This is a genomic window from Scytonema sp. PRP1 (genome assembly GCF_036697665.2).
GTDB lineage: Bacteria > Cyanobacteriota > Cyanobacteriia > Cyanobacteriales > Nostocaceae > Kalymmatonema > Kalymmatonema gypsitolerans.
Map to the genome: position 1 here is coordinate 24546 of NZ_JBAHYJ020000063.1, position 16838 is coordinate 41383.

At 43.2% G+C, this 16838-nt stretch carries 15 protein-coding genes and 2 pseudogenes; 9 read left to right on the forward strand and 8 right to left on the reverse strand.

What is annotated here, in order from left to right; translation table 11 throughout:
- Window positions 1-42 precede the first annotated feature (42 nt).
- On the forward strand, window positions 43-165 hold the full coding sequence (locus tag V5G28_RS12800; protein ID WP_332992169.1) for a hypothetical protein: 123 nt from the start codon (window positions 43-45) through the stop codon (window positions 163-165).
- Window positions 166-291: 126 nt separating this feature from the next.
- Here the strand turns inward: V5G28_RS12800 and V5G28_RS12805 are convergent, their stop codons facing one another.
- On the reverse strand, window positions 292-2040 hold the full coding sequence (locus V5G28_RS12805) for a S8 family peptidase (protein ID WP_332992171.1): 1749 nt from the start codon (window positions 2038-2040) through the stop codon (window positions 292-294).
- A gap of 164 nt (window positions 2041-2204) precedes the next feature.
- Window positions 2205-2939, reverse strand: coding sequence for a hypothetical protein (locus V5G28_RS12810; protein ID WP_332992173.1), 735 nt, complete (start codon window positions 2937-2939; stop codon window positions 2205-2207).
- Between the two features lie 175 nt (window positions 2940-3114).
- Between V5G28_RS12810 and V5G28_RS12815 the strand changes: the two genes are divergently transcribed.
- A complete protein-coding gene (locus tag V5G28_RS12815) occupies window positions 3115-3531 on the forward strand; it encodes an element excision factor XisH family protein (RefSeq protein WP_073630161.1) in 417 nt (138 codons plus the stop codon).
- Window positions 3519-3854 carry a XisI protein gene (locus V5G28_RS12820; protein WP_096563097.1) on the forward strand — a complete coding sequence of 112 codons (336 nt, stop codon included), beginning with the start codon at window positions 3519-3521 and terminating at the stop codon, window positions 3852-3854. The genes V5G28_RS12815 and V5G28_RS12820 overlap by 13 nt, the downstream gene beginning before the upstream one ends.
- Before the next feature lie 218 nt (window positions 3855-4072).
- Here the strand turns inward: V5G28_RS12820 and V5G28_RS12825 are convergent, their stop codons facing one another.
- Both V5G28_RS12825 and V5G28_RS12830 read right to left on the reverse strand, forming a co-directional pair.
- The gene (locus V5G28_RS12825; protein WP_332992178.1) at window positions 4073-4345 is read right to left on the reverse strand and encodes a type II toxin-antitoxin system HicB family antitoxin; all 273 of its coding nucleotides are present in this window, start codon (window positions 4343-4345) and stop codon (window positions 4073-4075) included.
- Window positions 4346-4401: 56 nt separating this feature from the next.
- A pseudogene (locus V5G28_RS12830) lies at window positions 4402-8209 on the reverse strand (cobaltochelatase subunit CobN); the annotation flags it as partial.
- A 408-nt stretch (window positions 8210-8617) separates the two neighbouring features.
- On the opposite strand from V5G28_RS12830, the pseudogene V5G28_RS12835 reads away from it, so the two are divergent.
- Window positions 8618-9118 (forward strand): annotated as a pseudogene (locus V5G28_RS12835) (N-acetylmuramoyl-L-alanine amidase); the annotation flags it as partial.
- Window positions 9119-9200: 82 nt separating this feature from the next.
- Window positions 9201-9449 carry a hypothetical protein gene (locus tag V5G28_RS12840; protein WP_332992180.1) on the forward strand — a complete coding sequence of 83 codons (249 nt, stop codon included), beginning with the start codon at window positions 9201-9203 and terminating at the stop codon, window positions 9447-9449.
- Window positions 9450-9486: 37 nt separating this feature from the next.
- On the opposite strand, the gene V5G28_RS12845 is transcribed toward V5G28_RS12840, so the two are convergent.
- On the reverse strand, window positions 9487-10455 hold the full coding sequence (locus tag V5G28_RS12845; protein ID WP_332992183.1) for a CHAD domain-containing protein: 969 nt from the start codon (window positions 10453-10455) through the stop codon (window positions 9487-9489).
- A gap of 268 nt (window positions 10456-10723) precedes the next feature.
- Here V5G28_RS12845 and V5G28_RS12850 point away from each other — a divergent pair, with 268 nt between their 5' ends.
- Complete coding sequence (locus V5G28_RS12850; protein ID WP_332992185.1) at window positions 10724-11794, forward strand: DUF3616 domain-containing protein; 1071 nt, start codon at window positions 10724-10726, stop codon at window positions 11792-11794.
- A 44-nt stretch (window positions 11795-11838) separates the two neighbouring features.
- Here the strand turns inward: V5G28_RS12850 and V5G28_RS12855 are convergent, their stop codons facing one another.
- Together V5G28_RS12855 and V5G28_RS12860 are read right to left on the reverse strand one after the other, a co-directional pair.
- Window positions 11839-12492 carry a flavodoxin family protein gene (locus V5G28_RS12855; protein WP_332992187.1) on the reverse strand — a complete coding sequence of 218 codons (654 nt, stop codon included), beginning with the start codon at window positions 12490-12492 and terminating at the stop codon, window positions 11839-11841.
- A 55-nt stretch (window positions 12493-12547) separates the two neighbouring features.
- Window positions 12548-12952: an NIL domain-containing protein gene (locus tag V5G28_RS12860; protein WP_041033365.1), complete on the reverse strand. Its 405-nt coding sequence runs from the start codon at window positions 12950-12952 to the stop codon at window positions 12548-12550.
- Window positions 12953-13155: 203 nt separating this feature from the next.
- Between V5G28_RS12860 and V5G28_RS12865 the strand changes: the two genes are divergently transcribed.
- From V5G28_RS12865 to V5G28_RS12875, 3 genes are all read left to right on the forward strand, one after another.
- Window positions 13156-13746 carry a thioredoxin family protein gene (locus V5G28_RS12865; RefSeq protein ID WP_332992189.1) on the forward strand — a complete coding sequence of 197 codons (591 nt, stop codon included), beginning with the start codon at window positions 13156-13158 and terminating at the stop codon, window positions 13744-13746.
- A 54-nt stretch (window positions 13747-13800) separates the two neighbouring features.
- A complete protein-coding gene (locus V5G28_RS12870; protein ID WP_096563107.1) occupies window positions 13801-14862 on the forward strand; it encodes a hemolysin family protein in 1062 nt (353 codons plus the stop codon).
- A gap of 193 nt (window positions 14863-15055) precedes the next feature.
- The gene (locus V5G28_RS12875) at window positions 15056-16288 is read left to right on the forward strand and encodes an RNA-guided endonuclease InsQ/TnpB family protein (RefSeq protein WP_332992261.1); all 1233 of its coding nucleotides are present in this window, start codon (window positions 15056-15058) and stop codon (window positions 16286-16288) included.
- Window positions 16289-16299: 11 nt separating this feature from the next.
- Here the strand turns inward: V5G28_RS12875 and V5G28_RS12880 are convergent, their stop codons facing one another.
- Window positions 16300-16536 (reverse strand): DUF6737 family protein, encoded by a 237-nt coding sequence (locus tag V5G28_RS12880; RefSeq protein WP_332992193.1) that lies wholly within the window; start codon window positions 16534-16536, stop codon window positions 16300-16302.
- Between the last annotated feature and the right edge of the window lie 302 nt (window positions 16537-16838).

Below are 16838 nucleotides of genomic sequence, written 5' to 3' on the forward strand. Positions count from 1 at the left end.
GCTTCACGACAGCGATGCTCGAAAGAAGCCGCGCAAGGCGCGATGGCGCTTTTCTGTGCGCTGTTGGGGGCGATCGCCCAAGGGCGCAGTACCCAAACGGCGATGGCACGGAGTGCCCGCCTTCGCAGCGATCGCACCTCAAATATTCTTCGTAGATTTCCTTAAAATTCCACCTCTTCTCGCTCTTGTCCGGTAGTTCCAGTCTTATCCACACCTTTCGCCGCCCAAGACATTGTTTCAATGTACCTAGCAAGTTGTGCCACAGTCGGTGCTTCAAACAAATTTAGGATTTCATCCTAGCTTTGTCTTCAAGGCTTCCGAGACACCGTGCAATAACAATTTCTCGCGCAAGAAATCTAGATTCTTTGGCTTTGATGACTCAGTCAAAGGCTCTGTTTTAAACTGAGTCGAATGAGGCTTTTGACTAGATAGAGTTGCTGCAAATTGCTTGTACAGCTCTGGGTTTATGGTAAAGTAAAAAGCTAGCTCTTGTCCCACCTCTTTCAATCGCCTTGGTAATTCTGTTTCTGTTGTCTGCAACAGTTCAGCAAGACTTGCTCGCAGCTTAGTATCATCTCGAACTACTCCGAGAAAATTATTTTGGGGTTGATTTTGTGATAATTGTTGCTCAAAGAGATGGGCGAAGGTGTCGAGTCTGCCGTTGTCTATAGACGGGTGTTGTTCTAAGGCAAACCCTGGTGCAATAATTGAACGAGTCACATTATCAGGTAGTGGTGCAGCAAGTACTTTCTCTGCATTCACGATACCTTCACCGAATTGATTGGGCTTCCATGTCGGAAATTTCTCACAACTGTCGCGTAGAATTTGATTAAAGATGAAAGGAATCTTTTCGGCTCCATAGCGTTCGATGAGTTGCGATCGCCCATGATATGATAGCCATAAAGCCGCTACACCCGCGACGAATGGTGCAGAAAATGAAGTGCCGGAGCCTTGCAGAACGTTATAGCTAATCTGACCATTGTTCTTCTCGACTTTTGCATACCAAACTGACTCACCAGGGGCAGTGACATCCACTTGACTTCCCCGCGATGCACCCCACCAAATCTCACGTCGCACATTACTGCCAGTCACAGCAATCACTTCCTCATAGGCAGCAGGCCAAACCACGTAGGGAACCATGGTACCAGATGCTGCAACGATGATTACGCCTCGTTTTTGGGCATAAGTTATCGCACTCCGCAGACGCGGGTTGAACAAACCAGCTCCCAGGCTAATTGAAAGGACATGGACACCATGATCTGCGGCGTACTCAATCGCTTCAGATAAATTACGTACGCTCAATAGTACAACTGAGTACGAGACTCGAAGGGGTACTAATTTGGCACCAGGTGCCACCCCCGCCACAGTTTTTCCGCTTGGGTACTTGCCTTGTCCCCCTCTTGGGCTGATGATGACACTGGCTGTAGATGTGCCGTGACCTGGATTGTTTATAACTTCGCCCCCAGATGTTTCGAGTTCGTCTTTTGGGTCTTTGTCACCCTTAAGAAAATCGTAACCTTGTTCAAGGAGCAGATTGGCAATAATTTCCGGATGTTCCGAATAGCCTGTATCAGGAAGCCCAACGATAATCCCATCCCCTGGTCGTTTTTTGGGGTCTGGGAAAAAGCGTGACCATGCCTCAAAGACTCGCAGCTGCTTGAGACTCCATTCTACATCACTGCTTTCGTCGAGATTTTTGGGCGCAAAGGTAGCCCTAGGCTGTGTTGACTCGTCATTCCAGGCGGGGTAGTTGGGTATAGGAACAGCAAACAGTGGCTGTGCATCTACAACTCCTGGCTGGGAACGCAGATAATAACTTTTGTCCCAAGCTTGTTTAACTGACAAAGCATCTTGCTTTTTGGTTACCTCAAACTCAGTAAAATTGTCACCAATCGGTTTAATCTTCCAATCTGAACCTAGTCCTTGGGTAACAATTTTCTGGACTCTCTGCTGTAGTCCTGGCATAACCATCTGGAGAAAAAACCCTTCAAACTTAGGAGCGAAGTTCTTTGGGTCACTCTGTTGCTCGCGAATATGCATACAATTCACCTTTGGTAAAATAGCAGACATCAGGAGTTACATAACTGTCAGTGGCGATTGGCTGCGCCAGTGCTGGGGCGGCGTGATAGCAAGGCGCACCCATAATTTCAAAGGGGACTGGAGGAGTTACGAAACGCAAACACACTTTACCCTGGATTCTCTCACTATATTAACTTTCGCATACCAGCCAAAACGATTTCTCCAAGATTACCGGATAAAGTTAGTAGTGGCTTTTGAAGTCCCCATTCGTTAACTTTACTTGCTGAAAGCGCACCATGAGCAGTAGCATTCCGAATTGCTTTAGCAAGTCTTACTGCATCTACCCGGGTAGAAACAGGAGTAGATTTAACAATCCATTCTTCGATTATTGTTTTATCTCCATTCTCAAGACTGAGGAAATCAGCAATTGCACTTTTTTCTTCACGAGATGGTTTGTTTAGCCATTTTTCAAGATTTACCCTTGTAGTCGCTGGCGGATTTAATGAACTGTAGTCCGGTAAGTAGCATTTATTTGTAAAGTCTTTGATAGTTTCTGGGGTTAGATATTTTTCTTTAATTAGTAATGTCTTTGTAATCATCTCAAATCCATTGTATGCCATCACAAGTCGCCACTGAATTCCACGCGCCTTATGTGTATCATTAGGTTCTTTAGTTGAGTTGTGACCTGCAGCAGGTTCCTGCCATTCTAACCCAGATTTAATAAGGTTAAATCCTCTTGATAAAGCTTGAATAACATCATCAATAGAGTCTGGCTCGGCTGAATGAAGAGAGTTGAAGTATGAGAGCCTGTGCTGTATATCTTTGCACTTAGCGTTCTCAGATGTCCAGGATTCTCTAGTGCCGAAAGCTTGCCATAAATCGCGCCATACGTCTTCAAGATGAGTGGTAAGATATTCCATGTGTTATGGTTCCTGCTGATAAGAGTTGAGGTGAAAAGTGGATTTTACTGAGGAGCAGCATGATTTAGAGTATAAGATCAATCATTCATGAGTTCTTCTTTTTATACATATCAGTCATAAATCTATCCGGATAAAACCCAACCATTTTTTATTTCAGCAATACCTTAGTTTTGATATGCCAGCAAGAGATATTTATCATGATGCTGTTAAAAATGCTTTGCTTAAAGACGGCTGGACAATTACAGACGACCCTCTACATTTAAAATGGGGGCAGAAAGATATGTATGTGGATTTAGGAGCACAACGACTACTAGCCGCCGAACAGGGAAATAAAAAGATAGCTGTGGAAATAAAAAGTTTTGTGAGTCCGTCGGAAATGCAAGACTTAAAAGATGCTATCGGGGGATTTGTCATGTACCGGGCTGTTATTGGGCGTCTTGAACCTGAACGGACATTGTATTTAGCAGTGCGCGACAATGTATTTACAGCTTTATTCGAGGAACCAATTGGTAAACTTTTGATAGAGAGCGAGAATCTCTACTTAGTCGTGTTCAATCCTGACAGTGAGACGATTGTGCAATGGATACCTTAAATACTTATCGTCGCATTATTAAAGACGTATTAGTTCCATATACACAAATTCCTTACTCGCACGGAGACATTCAGTGTAAAACAGTCTTCGATAGCGAAAATGATAGCTATTTACTTATTACTTTCGGATGGGATGGTGTTAAGCGGATTCACGGTTGTTTAGTCCATATTGACATTATTGATGGCAAGGTATGGGTGCAACGGGACGATACAGAAGATGGCGTAACCTATGAATTAGTAACCGCAGGAATTCCTAAAGATAGGATTGTGTTGGGATTTCATCCACCTAATGTTCGTCCCCATACCGGATATGCTGTTGCTTAAGATTAGATAAATTGGTGTTCTAGATACCAATATTGCTACGGTGGAGGTATTTCCAAATCTTTACAAATTTTCACAGCCAAAATATCAGCTATCTCAGTATGTCTTGGAACTGCTGATGTTCTATTGTTTGATGGATTATAGTAAATCGTGTGTTTTCCACCCTCAAAGAAGCAAAAGACAACCGTTAGCTTCCAGATGGCGAATCAATTCACGTCTCTTCACGATATTTTGACTGTAATCTTTTCACGTACAAAATCTTTACCGGATAGTTGTTGCTCTGCAAGTTCCCGATTCGATATTATAATTAGCTCGATAGCTTCGCGCAGGCTTTCCCTTGCTTCTTCCAGAGTTCTTTCTTGGACATTTGCACGCCTGTAACTCTTGGACGTAGCCAATATACCAGTCATCGACTTTTTCAAATATTGCAGTGAAAGAGTTTTCCATATAATTTGCTGTCTGACTCCGAAAGTGTAATCATTTGAAGACATCATAGCCTCAAAGGTGAGTTTGTGTGGTGCCGTACTCTCGGCTAACCCACCCTACCTGTCTAAACTGTCACCCCTTCAAGTTCCTCATCCGTTAACTCATACAACTCGCGTAACTTCTGCAACTTCTCCTCACCCGCTTGCCAAAAACCACGCCCATGCGCCTCTAACATCCTTGCCACAATATTACGGAAAGCTTCCGGATTCGCCTTACGCAACTTCTCTGCCATCTCTGCATCCAAGGCATAAGTATCAGCCGCTTGGTCATATACCCAATCATCAGTAAAATCCGCAGTACCACCCCAGCCAATCAACGCCGTCATGCGTTGGGAAATTTCAAAAGCACCGCCAGAACCTTGATTTGCCATTGCATCCGCCCATTTAGGATTCAGCAACTTGGTGCGATATTCCATCCGCAGCAAATCATCTAAATTGCGCGGTGTCGTGTCTTTCGAGAAACTTTCCACAAAGCTGGTTGTCACTTTTTTACCGCGTTGTTTTTCCGCTGCTTTCTTCAACCCCCCAGTATTGGCATAATATTCTTGAATATCAGTTAAACCGTATTCCACTGAGTCAATTTCTTGGACAATGCGACTGGTACTTTGCAAAAGTTTATTCAGCACTTCTGGTCTAGCTTGACCTTTATCTTGTCTACCATAACTAAACACATTGCGACCTTGCCAAGTATCCCCCAACTCATCGCCAGATTCCCAGTTACCATCAACCACGCGATCATTCACCAAAGAACCAAAATCACCCGCAGGGTTAGAAAACAACCTCGCTGCCACATTTTCCACCCCTTGCGCCTTCAAAGCCAAAGCGTGTTTTCTAATAAAATTCTGGTCTTCGGGTTCATCAGCCTCAGCCGCCCGCCCAAACAAATCATCCAACAACTCAATAATATTCACAAAACTATCCCGGAAAATCCCCGACAAATTCCCCAACACATCAATCCGGGGATGTCCCACCTCAGCCAACGGCTTCAGTTCATACCGGACAATTCGCCCCGTCCCCTCCTTCACAGGTTCCGCACCCACCAACTCCAACAGAATACCAAGAGATTCCCCCTTAGTTTTAATCGCATCCAAACCCCACAACATCACCGCCACCGTCTCAGGATAACTCCCATGTTCTTGCAGATGCTGCGCGATAATTTTTTGACCAATTTCCCGTCCCCGTTCATACGCCGCAGGCGAAGGCATACGATAAGGATCTAAAGCATGAATATTTCTCCCCGTAGGCAAAACACCCGCACCATCCCGCAACAAATCACCACCAGGCGCAGGCGGAATATACTCCCCATTCAAACCCCGTAACAAATTCGTCAACTCATCAGTCGTTTGCATCAACAAATCTCTAACTAACCTCTCCTCCTCTTGGCGTTCTTGGCGTCTTGGCGGTATGTCCTCCGGACACGCTGCGCGTTCGCAAAGCGTCTCCGCAGGAGATACGTTTCCAAAATAAGCCTCAAGGTAAGACTCCATCTCCTCCTGATTCGGCGCATCCCCCAAAATATGCAACCCAGAAGAGAACAGACGATTTTCCAACACCTGCAAATACTCGTACAACTTCACGAGATAATCATTAAAAGCGCGATCGCTAAACATGCGGACATTCTCCGGCGTAAACCCAATCCCCAAACGCTTCGCATCCTCAAACGGACAATCAGCATCCAAACCCGTATCCACAATCTTTTTACAAATCGCTTCCTTAAGGGCATAATTCTTTTCTGGGTCTTCTCGATACTCCGAGATTAAATCCCGCAGCGCCACCAACTCCTTATACAAACCCGCACGACCATAAGGTGGTACATTGTGAGAAATTAACACCCCATAACCGCGACGCTTCGCCAAAATGGATTCCGAAGGATTATTCGCCGCATATATATATAGATTAGGCAAATCTCCCAACAAAATATCAGACCAAGAATAACCCGTATTCCCCAAAGGAGAACCCGGCAACCATTCTACAGTGCCGTGCATCCCCAAAATGAACAACACCATCAGCTTCAAACTCATTTTGCAGCCATTTGTAGAAAGCAGCGTATTGGGGATGCGGCGTTAAATCGCGTTCAAACATCAACCGCATCGGATCACCTTGTATTCCCAAAGGTGGTTGTACACCTATCCAAACATTCCCTAGCTGCACACCGCCAACCTGAAATTCATCGCCATAGGTTTTAATCCCAGTACCCGTCAGAGATTTCCATTGTTTCTCAATGCGCGATGTGCGGAGATATCCCAGCCATTTTTCTAGGGTGCGGACGTTGACAGTAGAACCCCCCTAACCCCCCCGTTCACAGGGGCATTCAACTCCCTCCACCTCGTGGTAGAGGGTAGGGGTGGGGTTCTCATCCGCCTGTTTCACTAGGCGAATCAACTCTTCCCCATCTTCCGGCAAATCCCCGACAGTGTAACCTTGCTCTTTAAGCGCGTGGAGAAATTTGAGAAGACTTCGCGGTACATTTAACAAAGCAGCTGTTCCCACAGCACCGTAACCAGGCGGGAACCCATAACAGAATAATTGCAATCTTCCGTTCGGATGCTGGTTTTTGTTTGATGTTAATCCAGCTTTTTACCCTACCAATTAATCGCTGTACCCGTTCGGGAACTAAATAAATCTTTTCTCCCACCAAACCACCGAGGGGAACCGTGTCAATTGCCCCATCCAGTTCTGGCAAAGCGTATAACACAACACTTTGCAAGCCACCGATACCCGGCGCGTCCAAGAGGAAATATCTTGAATAAGCAGTGGCGCGGCGACAATGTATGGTACATTTTTAGCATTGAGGATGCGTTTTGCGACTTCCACCTGACGCCCTGCTTCCATTGAACCAGCAGGACCACCCACCAGAGGAAAGCCGATGGTTGAGACAATGGCATCAATCTTGACTGCTTCGGGAGAAAGCGAAGCAATTTCTACATTTCCTAGTTGTCGTTGCTGAGTTTCGTAGTCGGTTGTCATCCAATCACGCACCGCCACATGACCTTCTACACCGTTGATGAAGATGGGTAATGGTATCAAACCAGCTTCTTCAAAACGGCGAATGAGTTGGGGTATGTAAGGTTGTTTGGTGATAACGTGCTTGCGATAAAGGAGAATTCCGATTCCCCCCTCTTCCCCCCTTGGTAAGGGGGGATGAAAGGGAGGTCTGGTTGTTTCCCCCTTGGTAAGGGGGGATGAAAGGGGGGTCTGGTTGTGTTGATACCATTCCAGGTATGCCCGTGGCGATTCAAAATAACCTAGATAATCGGGATGCAGTAACCCCATATTGGGGGTTTCGACTGGCGGGGGAATCTCGCCAACTTTTAAACCTAAGTATTTTTCGGCTAGTGTCCAGAATAATGCGGCAACGTTTTCTGATCCGCCGGCATTCCAGTAACCATATATAATCAGCCAGTTGCGTAAGTCTTGCACCTTTTGCACTGGCACATATTTCAATAACTTTGGTCCTATCTTTAAAAAGCTAATATAACCTGCGAGTTTATCTTCCTCTCGTCCGTTGCTGAATTTGTCCAAGATGAATTTAACTGGTTTGGGCATTCCTTTGGGTTTATCGCCAATGGCAAAAGCGCCCAGTTTGGTTAAACTCAGCAATTCTAATGCTGACTCGAACACGAGGCGGATGGGGATGTGGGAGACGTAATCGCGCAACCACAACACTTGATCATAATCAAATAGCAAGCTGCCAAAAAACACATCAGCATCTTTCAGTGCTGCTTCTACCTCAGCACGTTTGGTGGTGATGTCGCGATCGCTAAATACGCGAATATCCAAATCACTGACACGAGAAGTCGCCAAAAAAGCTGCTTTTCGGTATAAGTCAGCGTTGAACGATTCAAACCCTGCAATCAGGACAATGCGTTTCATGCCTTGAAATTGAAAGCCTGCTTAACGTTTTACATCTCTTATTGTTACACTCTTAACTGCTTTTAAGGGGCTTGAAATGAAAGTGCCGTATTTTTTGAATTTGCTCGCTTCATGTAACCGATTTTCGCGCATCGAACCGTAACTTCTCGAACGGTGGTGTTTTCCAGCGACGCATTTAATTAGGTGGATGTATCCTGGTTTTTTCTGAAAAAATGAGTGATTATCCGAAGATAGGAGACTTCTCTAAATACTAAATTAGGACTGACGCACTCAAGTCTATTAAGACTAAGTACTGGCAATATCCAGAAACTCTTAATTGGCAGCATATGAAAAACTCATCAACTAAACTTGGCACTTACAACTAGACATTTTTCAAAATAAGTATCACAATTATCTGAGGTTTATCCGATGAAATTTGGAATTGATATTGGTCATAATTGTCCTCCTGATACTGGAGCTAGAGGGATACAAATTGAGGATAATTTAACTTTAGACCTAGGCAATCGAGTGATAGCAAAGTTAAAAGGTTTAGGGCATGAAGCAATATCATGTAAACCATCAAAAGCTGATACAGTCAAAGAATCTCTAGGAAAAAGATGTGATACAGCTAATGCGGCTGATGTTGATGTTTTTGTCTCCATACATTTCAATTTTTTTAATGGTCAAGCACATGGAACAGAAGTCTTTGCGATTAGCGAAAAAGGCAGTAAAATTGCTCATTCTGTCTTAAATGAAATCGTCAGGCTAGGATTTTCTAATCGCGGCGTTAAGAGTGGTAACCACTTATTTGTCCTCAAAAATACAAAGATGCCTGCGATTCTTATAGAAAGTTGTTTTATTGATTCGCAAAAAGATATGAATTTATACAATGCAGAGGCAATGGCAAATGCGATCGTCAAAGGCTTAACGAGTTAATTGTCACTTGAGAAGAACCCAGAATTCACAATAACCCCACAGACAAAGTGGTTTCCTGTAATACCAAGCGTGAAAAATGATTGCGACTTTCTTAGCGCTAAAAGCGATTACGAATAACTCTTTGACAATCCAAAATCTCAAATCTAAAATCCAAAATGGTATGAGGTGGGCATTGCTCACCAATATCTCAAATGTCCATTACATTGGCTCTAAGCAATACCCACCCTACGATTTGTGGTTTAATCATAGAATAAGCGCTCTCCAATCTTGGGGCTTGGAACTTGTGACTTGTGGGGTGGGCATCTTGCCCGCCCAAATAATGTAAGCTTATTTATAGAACAGCTTACTCACCAGTTAAAGCCTTACATTGGATGCATTATTGTTAAATGAAATCCTTGTCTTGTCTCAGCTTTCAGATATCGCTGCTGTAATGGTTGCCACTGCTGCCATAACTTGTAACGATTTTGAGCTAACAAAGAAGCAAGGGTAGGAAGCTCTTGGTGGATTTCTGACTTGAAGACATCTGCAACCCACTCGGCTAAAACTACACTATCTTGCATTCCTCCCAAAATTTCTTGGATACTTTTTACGTCTGCAAGACAAGCCGTATAAGACTCGCCGTATAAGTCAGTAAATAACTCCATTTGGTAGCGCAAGCGTTTGGCTTGTTTGCGTAAACTGTGGAGAGTGTCCCCATTCGTTGCTAATTCTTGCTCTACCTTCTGGGAATCCCACTTTCTAGAAATAACAATCTCTGCTCCCTCTACTTGGCTACCAATCAGCCAACCTGGATGCAGAAAGAATTCACTCACCTCTGGTAAAAGTAAATCTGGTAGCACTTGCTGAATTGGTAAAGATGCCAGTGGTTGATAAGATGGTTCCTCCAACCACTCCTTTAATGTCTGTTTGAGAGACTTATAACGCTCATCCTTGAATGTTGACTTCACATCTGCCAGAACTTCTTCACGTTGTTTACTTAACGCATCCAAAGCTGTTTCTAGAGACTCCTGTTCTTTACGAGGTAAATGGGATTGCTCAAAGTTTTCCAAAGTCTCTTTGAGCACGTCTAAATCCCGGAGATTACCAAGACGACGCGCAATTTTACCGATATTTTTATCACTTGCAGCCTTTGGCAGATCTAACGCTGACGAAAACCCAGTTACAGCCGTGCGTAGGCGACGCATCCCCACTCGCATTTGATGCAGTGCTTCTGGATCTTTATCTTTTTTGACTGCTGTTTCCCACTTTAAGGTTTTCTTAAAGTGTTTTTGAATCGCGTCACAAGCGTAATGTCCTAGAGTTTCGACCTTCGGTTTTGTAGCTAATGTCATTCTGATTGATACACCTTGAGATACTAACACCTAACTAAATGAGGTTATTGAATGGTAGCATTAGTTAAACAATTTCATCTATGTGTTGTTATTTTTTATCTTATCTAATTATTAAGAAATATATTCCCGCTGAAAGTTAGATCTTTCTACTATCTATAATGACAGACTATGATGAGATAGCGTCATGGCTTTGCGGGAAACACTGATTTTTTAAGTTATATTAATAACGCTCACATTTTTGATATAATTTTCTTTGGGGTTATTTGCAATGCACAATTCATCTCTCATAAATCAAGTTTTTCTAAGTTTTACTGATAGCTTTAAAGAACATCGTAAAGATATCTCAGCAGTACTGCTAACTCCGGAGAAGCATTTGTGGTTGGGGTCAGATGAAACCTCAACTATTGAACGTCTATCTTTTGTAGATGCCAAAAATTTCGCAGAACATAAACAATTCCACGTAGCCGAATTTATCTCTTTACCTGCACCAGAAGAAGAGGAAATTGATATTGAAGGGTTAGCATATAGTGATTATTACCTGTGGTTGATAGGTTCTCATAGCTATAAACGTAAAAAACCTAAACCCAAACATTCTGATGAAAAAAATATTAAAAGACTAGCAACAATTACATCAGAACCTAATCGTTATATCATCGGACGTATTCCGCTGGTGGATGGTGAATTATTTCCATCATGCCCACATCCAGAAAATCCTGATGTACAATTGAGGGCTGCCAAAGTTGAGGTGACGCAACAAGGTAACTTGCTTATGGAAGCTTTGGCAGATGATCCACATTTGGGCTTTTTTGTGAAAGCTACAATTCCAGGTAAAGATAATGGCTTTGACATTGAGGGAATAGCCGTTTATCAAAACCGAGTTTTTCTAGGTTTGCGCGGTCCGGTGTTGCGAGGTTGGTCTGTGATGCTGGAAATAGAGTTAGAAAACTCTAGTCCCGAACTGCTGAGATTGAAGACAATTGGAGAGGAAAATAAGAGATACAAGAAGCATTTTATCTTCTTGAATGGCTTGGGAATTCGGGATTTATTTTTAGATGGAGAAGACTTATTGATTTTAGCAGGACCAACAATGGATTTAGATGGTCCTGTGCAAGTTTATCGTTTGAAGAATGGTGTTAATTTACGAGAAAATGTTCTCAATCACCCAGAGGTTGTGCTTGATATCCCATATGGAAATAGAGACGACCACGCTGAGGGAATGACTCTATTTCAAGATATAGCTGGGGTACCTTCACTACTGGTAGTTTATGATTCTCCGGCAGAGCATAAGCTAGTAGGAGATGCTGGTGTACTAGCAGATGTCTTTAAGCTGAATTCATAAAGAGAGGAGAACTGGTTACAGTCTCGCTCTCATTTGATCAGGGTTTACCCAACCCAACGTTTTGTTGCCTCTGCAATGCGTTGCCCAAAGCGTTCTGAGGTCAGGCGATCGCCTGGATCTATTTCTGCTTCCTTACCGCTCATATCGAGTTGGCTTTGACCCATAACGCCCAAAAATCCCCCTAGTCGATTTACCCCATCATCCTTCCCAAACAAAAAGCTTTGCAAATCTCCCACATTCACCCAAATCATACCGTGCTGAGCTGCGTTTGTTGCCAAATATAACAGTGTTCCCTGTTTATCGCCGCTGGGAGAACTAGAGTGCGTAAAGCCAGCAGCGATTTTATCTTTCCATCCGTGTTGGAACCAAATTCCGCTAGCTGCATCAATAAATGCCTTAAACTGAGCCGCTGCACCACCCATGTAGGTAGGTGTACCAAACACAATCGCATCAGCACCGTTCAGCTTTTCTATCGTTGCATCATCTTTCCAGCGACCATTGACAATCTGCTCGCCAATAATCCGCAAAACCTCAACAGTCGTACCCTCTACTTTGCTTGCGCCTTCAGCAACGGCTTGAGCCATAAGATGAGTATGACCAGCACCGGAAAAATAAACAATCGCTACGGTGGGCATAGGAAACCTGCTTAGTGGATTGATGTCAAATGACCGAGTAATATCATAGGGGCTCTCAGTCATAAAGTGAAGTCGCAAATTTTCACTATTTATGAGTCAATCCTGTGAGTTACCAGTTTTAAAGGTTTGTCGAGATTGCCTCCACAGGACAAGTGGGAATACACTGTTCGCAAACAATGCAGCGCGATCGCGTAAATGTCAGCTTATCCGTTTGGGGATCGATTTTTAAGGCTTCTGTTGGGCAAACTCCTGTACACAAGCCACAGTGGACGCAGACATCTTCATCAATGATAATTTCCCCTAATGCTTGGGAGACAGTGATGTTTTGCGATCGCATCCACTCAATCGCTGCATCCAATTCATCAATATCTCCCGAGAGTTCCACGACCAGTTTACCAATTTGATTCGGCGCAACCTGAGCGCGAATAATATTGGCAGCAACGTTAAAATCTCTTGCCAATCGGTAGGTGACTGGCATTTGAACGACGCGTTTGGGGAAAGTGAGGGTGACTCGTTTTTTCACAGTTGTATTTGGTAAATTCCCCAAGCATCTGGGGATAGATTTTTATTCTATTAGTTTTGCGAACCGCTCTACGCCGTACCCGAAGGGAGCGCTCTGCGCTCAGGCGCATGCCCGGAGGGCTTTAGACGCATTAGAGGCTAAGGACGAAACAGAGCAGGTTAAACTGAAGAAAGTAATACTTAATAAGTTGTAATAAATCTGTTATGAGTAGCGATTCACCTGTTCATTCTCCAGAAAAATCCGAAGCTAAGGTTGGGGCGCGCTTGAGAAATTTCTTAATTGCAATAGTGGCGATCGCCCTAAGCGTTGCTCTAGTTTTGGGACTACGAACTCAGACAACCTCTCCAACTCTTGCTCAGTTAGGTGAGCAGTCTACACCAATAGATGTCGCTTTAACCAATAGTAAGCCATCACTGATGGAGTTCTATGCTGATTGGTGTACTGTCTGCCAGAAAATGGCACCAGATATCGCGCAACTGGAACAGCAGTATGCTGACAAGGTGAATTTTGTCATGCTGAATGTGGATAACACCAAGTGGTTGCCAGAGATGTTGAAATATCGGGTAGATGGCATTCCCCATTTCGTGTATTTAAATAAGAATGGGGAACCTGTCGCGCAGGCAATTGGTGACCAACCTCGCACCATTCTATCAAGTAACGTGGAGGCTTTGGTTGCTGGTTCGCCTTTGCCTTATGCTCAAGCAAGTGGGAAAGTCTCCCAATTTAATGCACCAGTAGCACCAACAAGTAGTCAGGATGATCCCCGTAGTCATGGTAGTCAAGTGGTCAATTGATTTTGAACCATACTAGCTAACCACAACTTTCCATTCCCATATTTGGGAAACAATATGCTACAGCTTATTATCCTAGTGCTTGTTGTTATTTTAGGTTCAGCGGTTTGTTCTAGTATAGAGACAGCGCTGTTTTCTGTTTCTGTGCTGAGAGTCCGACAATTAGCTCAGTCAAAAAACCCATCAGCAGTTGCACTTTTGGCGATTCGTGAAAAAATGAATCGACCTATTGCGACCATTGTCATTCTCAACAATACTTTCAACATCATTGGCAGTATTCTCACAGGTAGTATTGCTACTAAAGTATTAGGAGACACGTGGCTAGGTGTATTTTCAGGAGTATTGACCTTCCTGATTATCATCTTTGGTGAAATCATTCCGAAGACAATTGGAGAGCGTTATGCCGAACAAATAGCCACACTTGCAGCTCTACCTGTTACTGCACTTTCTATTGCCTTCACACCTTTAGTTTGGATTCTAGAAAATGTGACGGCACCCTTTGCCAAAGGCAAAAAAAGACCGACAACCAATGAGGCTGAAATAAAGCTATTGGCGAATATCGGTCACCAGGAGGGGATTATCGAAAGCGGTGAAGCAGAAATGATTCAACGGGTGTTTCGATTGAATGATTTGATAGCGGCTGACGTAATGACACCCCAAATCATGCTGACATACATACGTGGCGATCTGACTCTTGCCGAGGGGAAAACAGATATTATCGCCTCCCAACATACCCGAATTATTGTAATTGATGACTCTATTGATCAAGTCATTGGGTTTGCTTTAAAACAGAACTTGCTGACAGCGTTGGTTGAAGGAAAGGACAATCAAAAAATCGCTACTCTGACTCGGAAAGTTCACTTTGTTCCTGAGACAATTCGGGCAGATAAACTGCTTAAAAGCTTCCTAGAAGCCCGTCAGCATCTTGCAGTAGTAGTGGATGAATATGGTAACGTCTCTGGTGTTGTGACCTTGGAAGATGTACTTGAGGTAATAACTGGTGAGATTGTAGATGAAACTGATAGAACAGTTGACCTGCAAGAAATTGCACGTAAGAAGCGAGAAAAAATGTTGCAGTCGATGGGTTTTGGCAATCCATCTTTAGACACAAACAAATGATTTGATGCATCTAAACATTCATCTCAAACCTCCAGGAGACTCCCGGTGTAATCGTTTGGATTCAGCGGTGAGAGGAATGGAGGAGGAATTACGAAACGTTTTTATCGAAAATTTGGGTCTAAAACCCCGTCCTTTTAGGACGGCTTTATGTAAATGTGCTAACATAAATTTTGTGTTGGTTAGGTCGAAACCAGTGATAATTTACGAGTTCAAAGTCAAGGGAAAAGACAGGCAGTATAGAGCAATAGACGATGCTATTCGCACTAGTCAGTTCATTCAGAACAAGTGTTTGCGTTACTGGATGGATAACAAGGGTACTAGTTTGAATAGATATGATCTAAACAAACATTGTGCAGTACTTGCTGCCGAGTTTCCCTTTGCGGATGAACTCAATTCAATGGCTCGCCAATCTGCGGCGGAACGTGCTTGGAGTGCGATAGCTCGATTTTACGACAATTGCAAAAAGAAAATTAAGGGTAAGAAGGGATTTCCACGATTTAAAAAACACTGCCGTTCTGTTGAATATAAGACTAGTGGTTGGAAATTTTCAAATACCCGAAAAGCCATAACTTTTTCAGATAAAAAGGGAATAGGAACCTTGAAATTAAAAGGAACCTATGATCTTAATTACTACAACATTAAACAGATTAAGCGTGTTCGATTGGTACGTCGTGCCGATGGGTACTATGCTCAATTTGCAATTGATGTTGATATTAAGGTTGAGACTCGACCAACAAAAGAAATGGTTGGCATTGACCTGGGGTTGAAATATTTCATTGCTGATGATAAAGGCAATGTAGAACAGTCTCCCCAGTTTTATCGCAAATCTGAAAAGCAATTAAATCGTGCTAACCGTAAAAAATCCAAGAAGTACGACCCCAAAAAGAAAAAGGCGAAACAACCACAATCAACCAACTACCACAAAGCCAGAAATCGATATGCCCGTAAACATTTAAGAGTAAGTAGGCAACGAAAAGAGTATTGCAAACGTGTTGCATACTCCGTCATCCAATCTAACGATTTGGTAGCCTATGAAGACTTGAATGTCAAAGGCTTGGTACGTCATCGTCATCTGGCTAAGTCAATATCTGACGCTGGCTGGTCAACTTTCCGATCATGGTTAGAGTATTTTGGTCACAAATATGGGAAGGTGACTGTTGCAGTCCCGCCTCATAATACGTCTCAGAACTGCTCTAGTTGTGGTCAAAAAGTTAAAAAGTCCCTATCTACTAGAACTCATGTTTGTCCACATTGTGGATTTGTAGCGGATAGAGACGTGAACGCAGCCATCAATATCCTTAAATTGGGACTCAGTACCGTGGGGCACACGGGAACGTCGCGCAGGCGTGATTTGCCCTCTTGGGCGATTGGTGCAAACCTGTCGTCTAACGGCGAGTCAATGAACCAAGAATCCTCGCGGCTTTAGCCCGAGGAGTGTCAAACTGTATCCTGCTCAGATTCCAAAATGCCACTGCTGATAACGAGTTTGGGCCAGATGATCAAAAAGAAACCCATCCATGTCAATACAGGCACACAGACAAGAACCGTCAACCAAACTGTCTGAAATATTACCCAGCTACCACTTATCAGCATCACACCTGTGAGAAGAATAGACCAAGGCTGACACCACCAGGGTTTGTATTTCCAAGGACTCATAGCTTCTTTCTGAGACATTTCTTGTTTGGTAATTGCCAAGGATGTTCCACATATTATTGATAATACAGCACAATTCAGAACTCAGAACTCAGAAGTAAAAAGGGTTTAGTGTCTCGGCTTTTAGACAAAGCGCGTTGTACTTCATTTACTTGCAAGGTGCTGTAATAAATGAAAACTCTTTTCATTCAACTAAAATCTAAATTAGAAATTTTTAATGATTCAACTATAATTTAATATTTTTTCGTACTAACTTTTGTCTAATATTCTTTTTCAAAAACTTGACAAGTGGAAAATGTATTTTTAAAAAGTATATGTTATAA

What these genes read in the sequence shown, in the direction of transcription:
- V5G28_RS12800 (WP_332992169.1), top strand. Translation starts at nt 43, where the DNA reads ATGGCGCTTTTCTGTGCGCTGTTGGGGGCGATCGCCCAAGGGCGCAGT.
- V5G28_RS12805 (WP_332992171.1), bottom strand. Translation starts at nt 2,040, where the DNA reads ATGCATATTCGCGAGCAACAGAGTGACCCAAAGAACTTCGCTCCTAAG.
- V5G28_RS12865 (WP_332992189.1), top strand. Translation starts at nt 13,156, where the DNA reads ATGAGTAGCGATTCACCTGTTCATTCTCCAGAAAAATCCGAAGCTAAG.
- V5G28_RS12815 (WP_073630161.1), top strand. Translation starts at nt 3,115, where the DNA reads ATGCCAGCAAGAGATATTTATCATGATGCTGTTAAAAATGCTTTGCTT.
- V5G28_RS12820 (WP_096563097.1), top strand. Translation starts at nt 3,519, where the DNA reads ATGGATACCTTAAATACTTATCGTCGCATTATTAAAGACGTATTAGTT.
- V5G28_RS12810 (WP_332992173.1), bottom strand. Translation starts at nt 2,939, where the DNA reads ATGGAATATCTTACCACTCATCTTGAAGACGTATGGCGCGATTTATGG.
- V5G28_RS12855 (WP_332992187.1), bottom strand. Translation starts at nt 12,492, where the DNA reads ATGACTGAGAGCCCCTATGATATTACTCGGTCATTTGACATCAATCCA.
- V5G28_RS12840 (WP_332992180.1), top strand. Translation starts at nt 9,201, where the DNA reads ATGATTGCGACTTTCTTAGCGCTAAAAGCGATTACGAATAACTCTTTG.
- V5G28_RS12870 (WP_096563107.1), top strand. Translation starts at nt 13,801, where the DNA reads ATGCTACAGCTTATTATCCTAGTGCTTGTTGTTATTTTAGGTTCAGCG.
- V5G28_RS12825 (WP_332992178.1), bottom strand. Translation starts at nt 4,345, where the DNA reads ATGATGTCTTCAAATGATTACACTTTCGGAGTCAGACAGCAAATTATA.
- V5G28_RS12845 (WP_332992183.1), bottom strand. Translation starts at nt 10,455, where the DNA reads ATGACATTAGCTACAAAACCGAAGGTCGAAACTCTAGGACATTACGCT.
- V5G28_RS12850 (WP_332992185.1), top strand. Translation starts at nt 10,724, where the DNA reads ATGCACAATTCATCTCTCATAAATCAAGTTTTTCTAAGTTTTACTGAT.
- V5G28_RS12880 (WP_332992193.1), bottom strand. Translation starts at nt 16,536, where the DNA reads ATGTCTCAGAAAGAAGCTATGAGTCCTTGGAAATACAAACCCTGGTGG.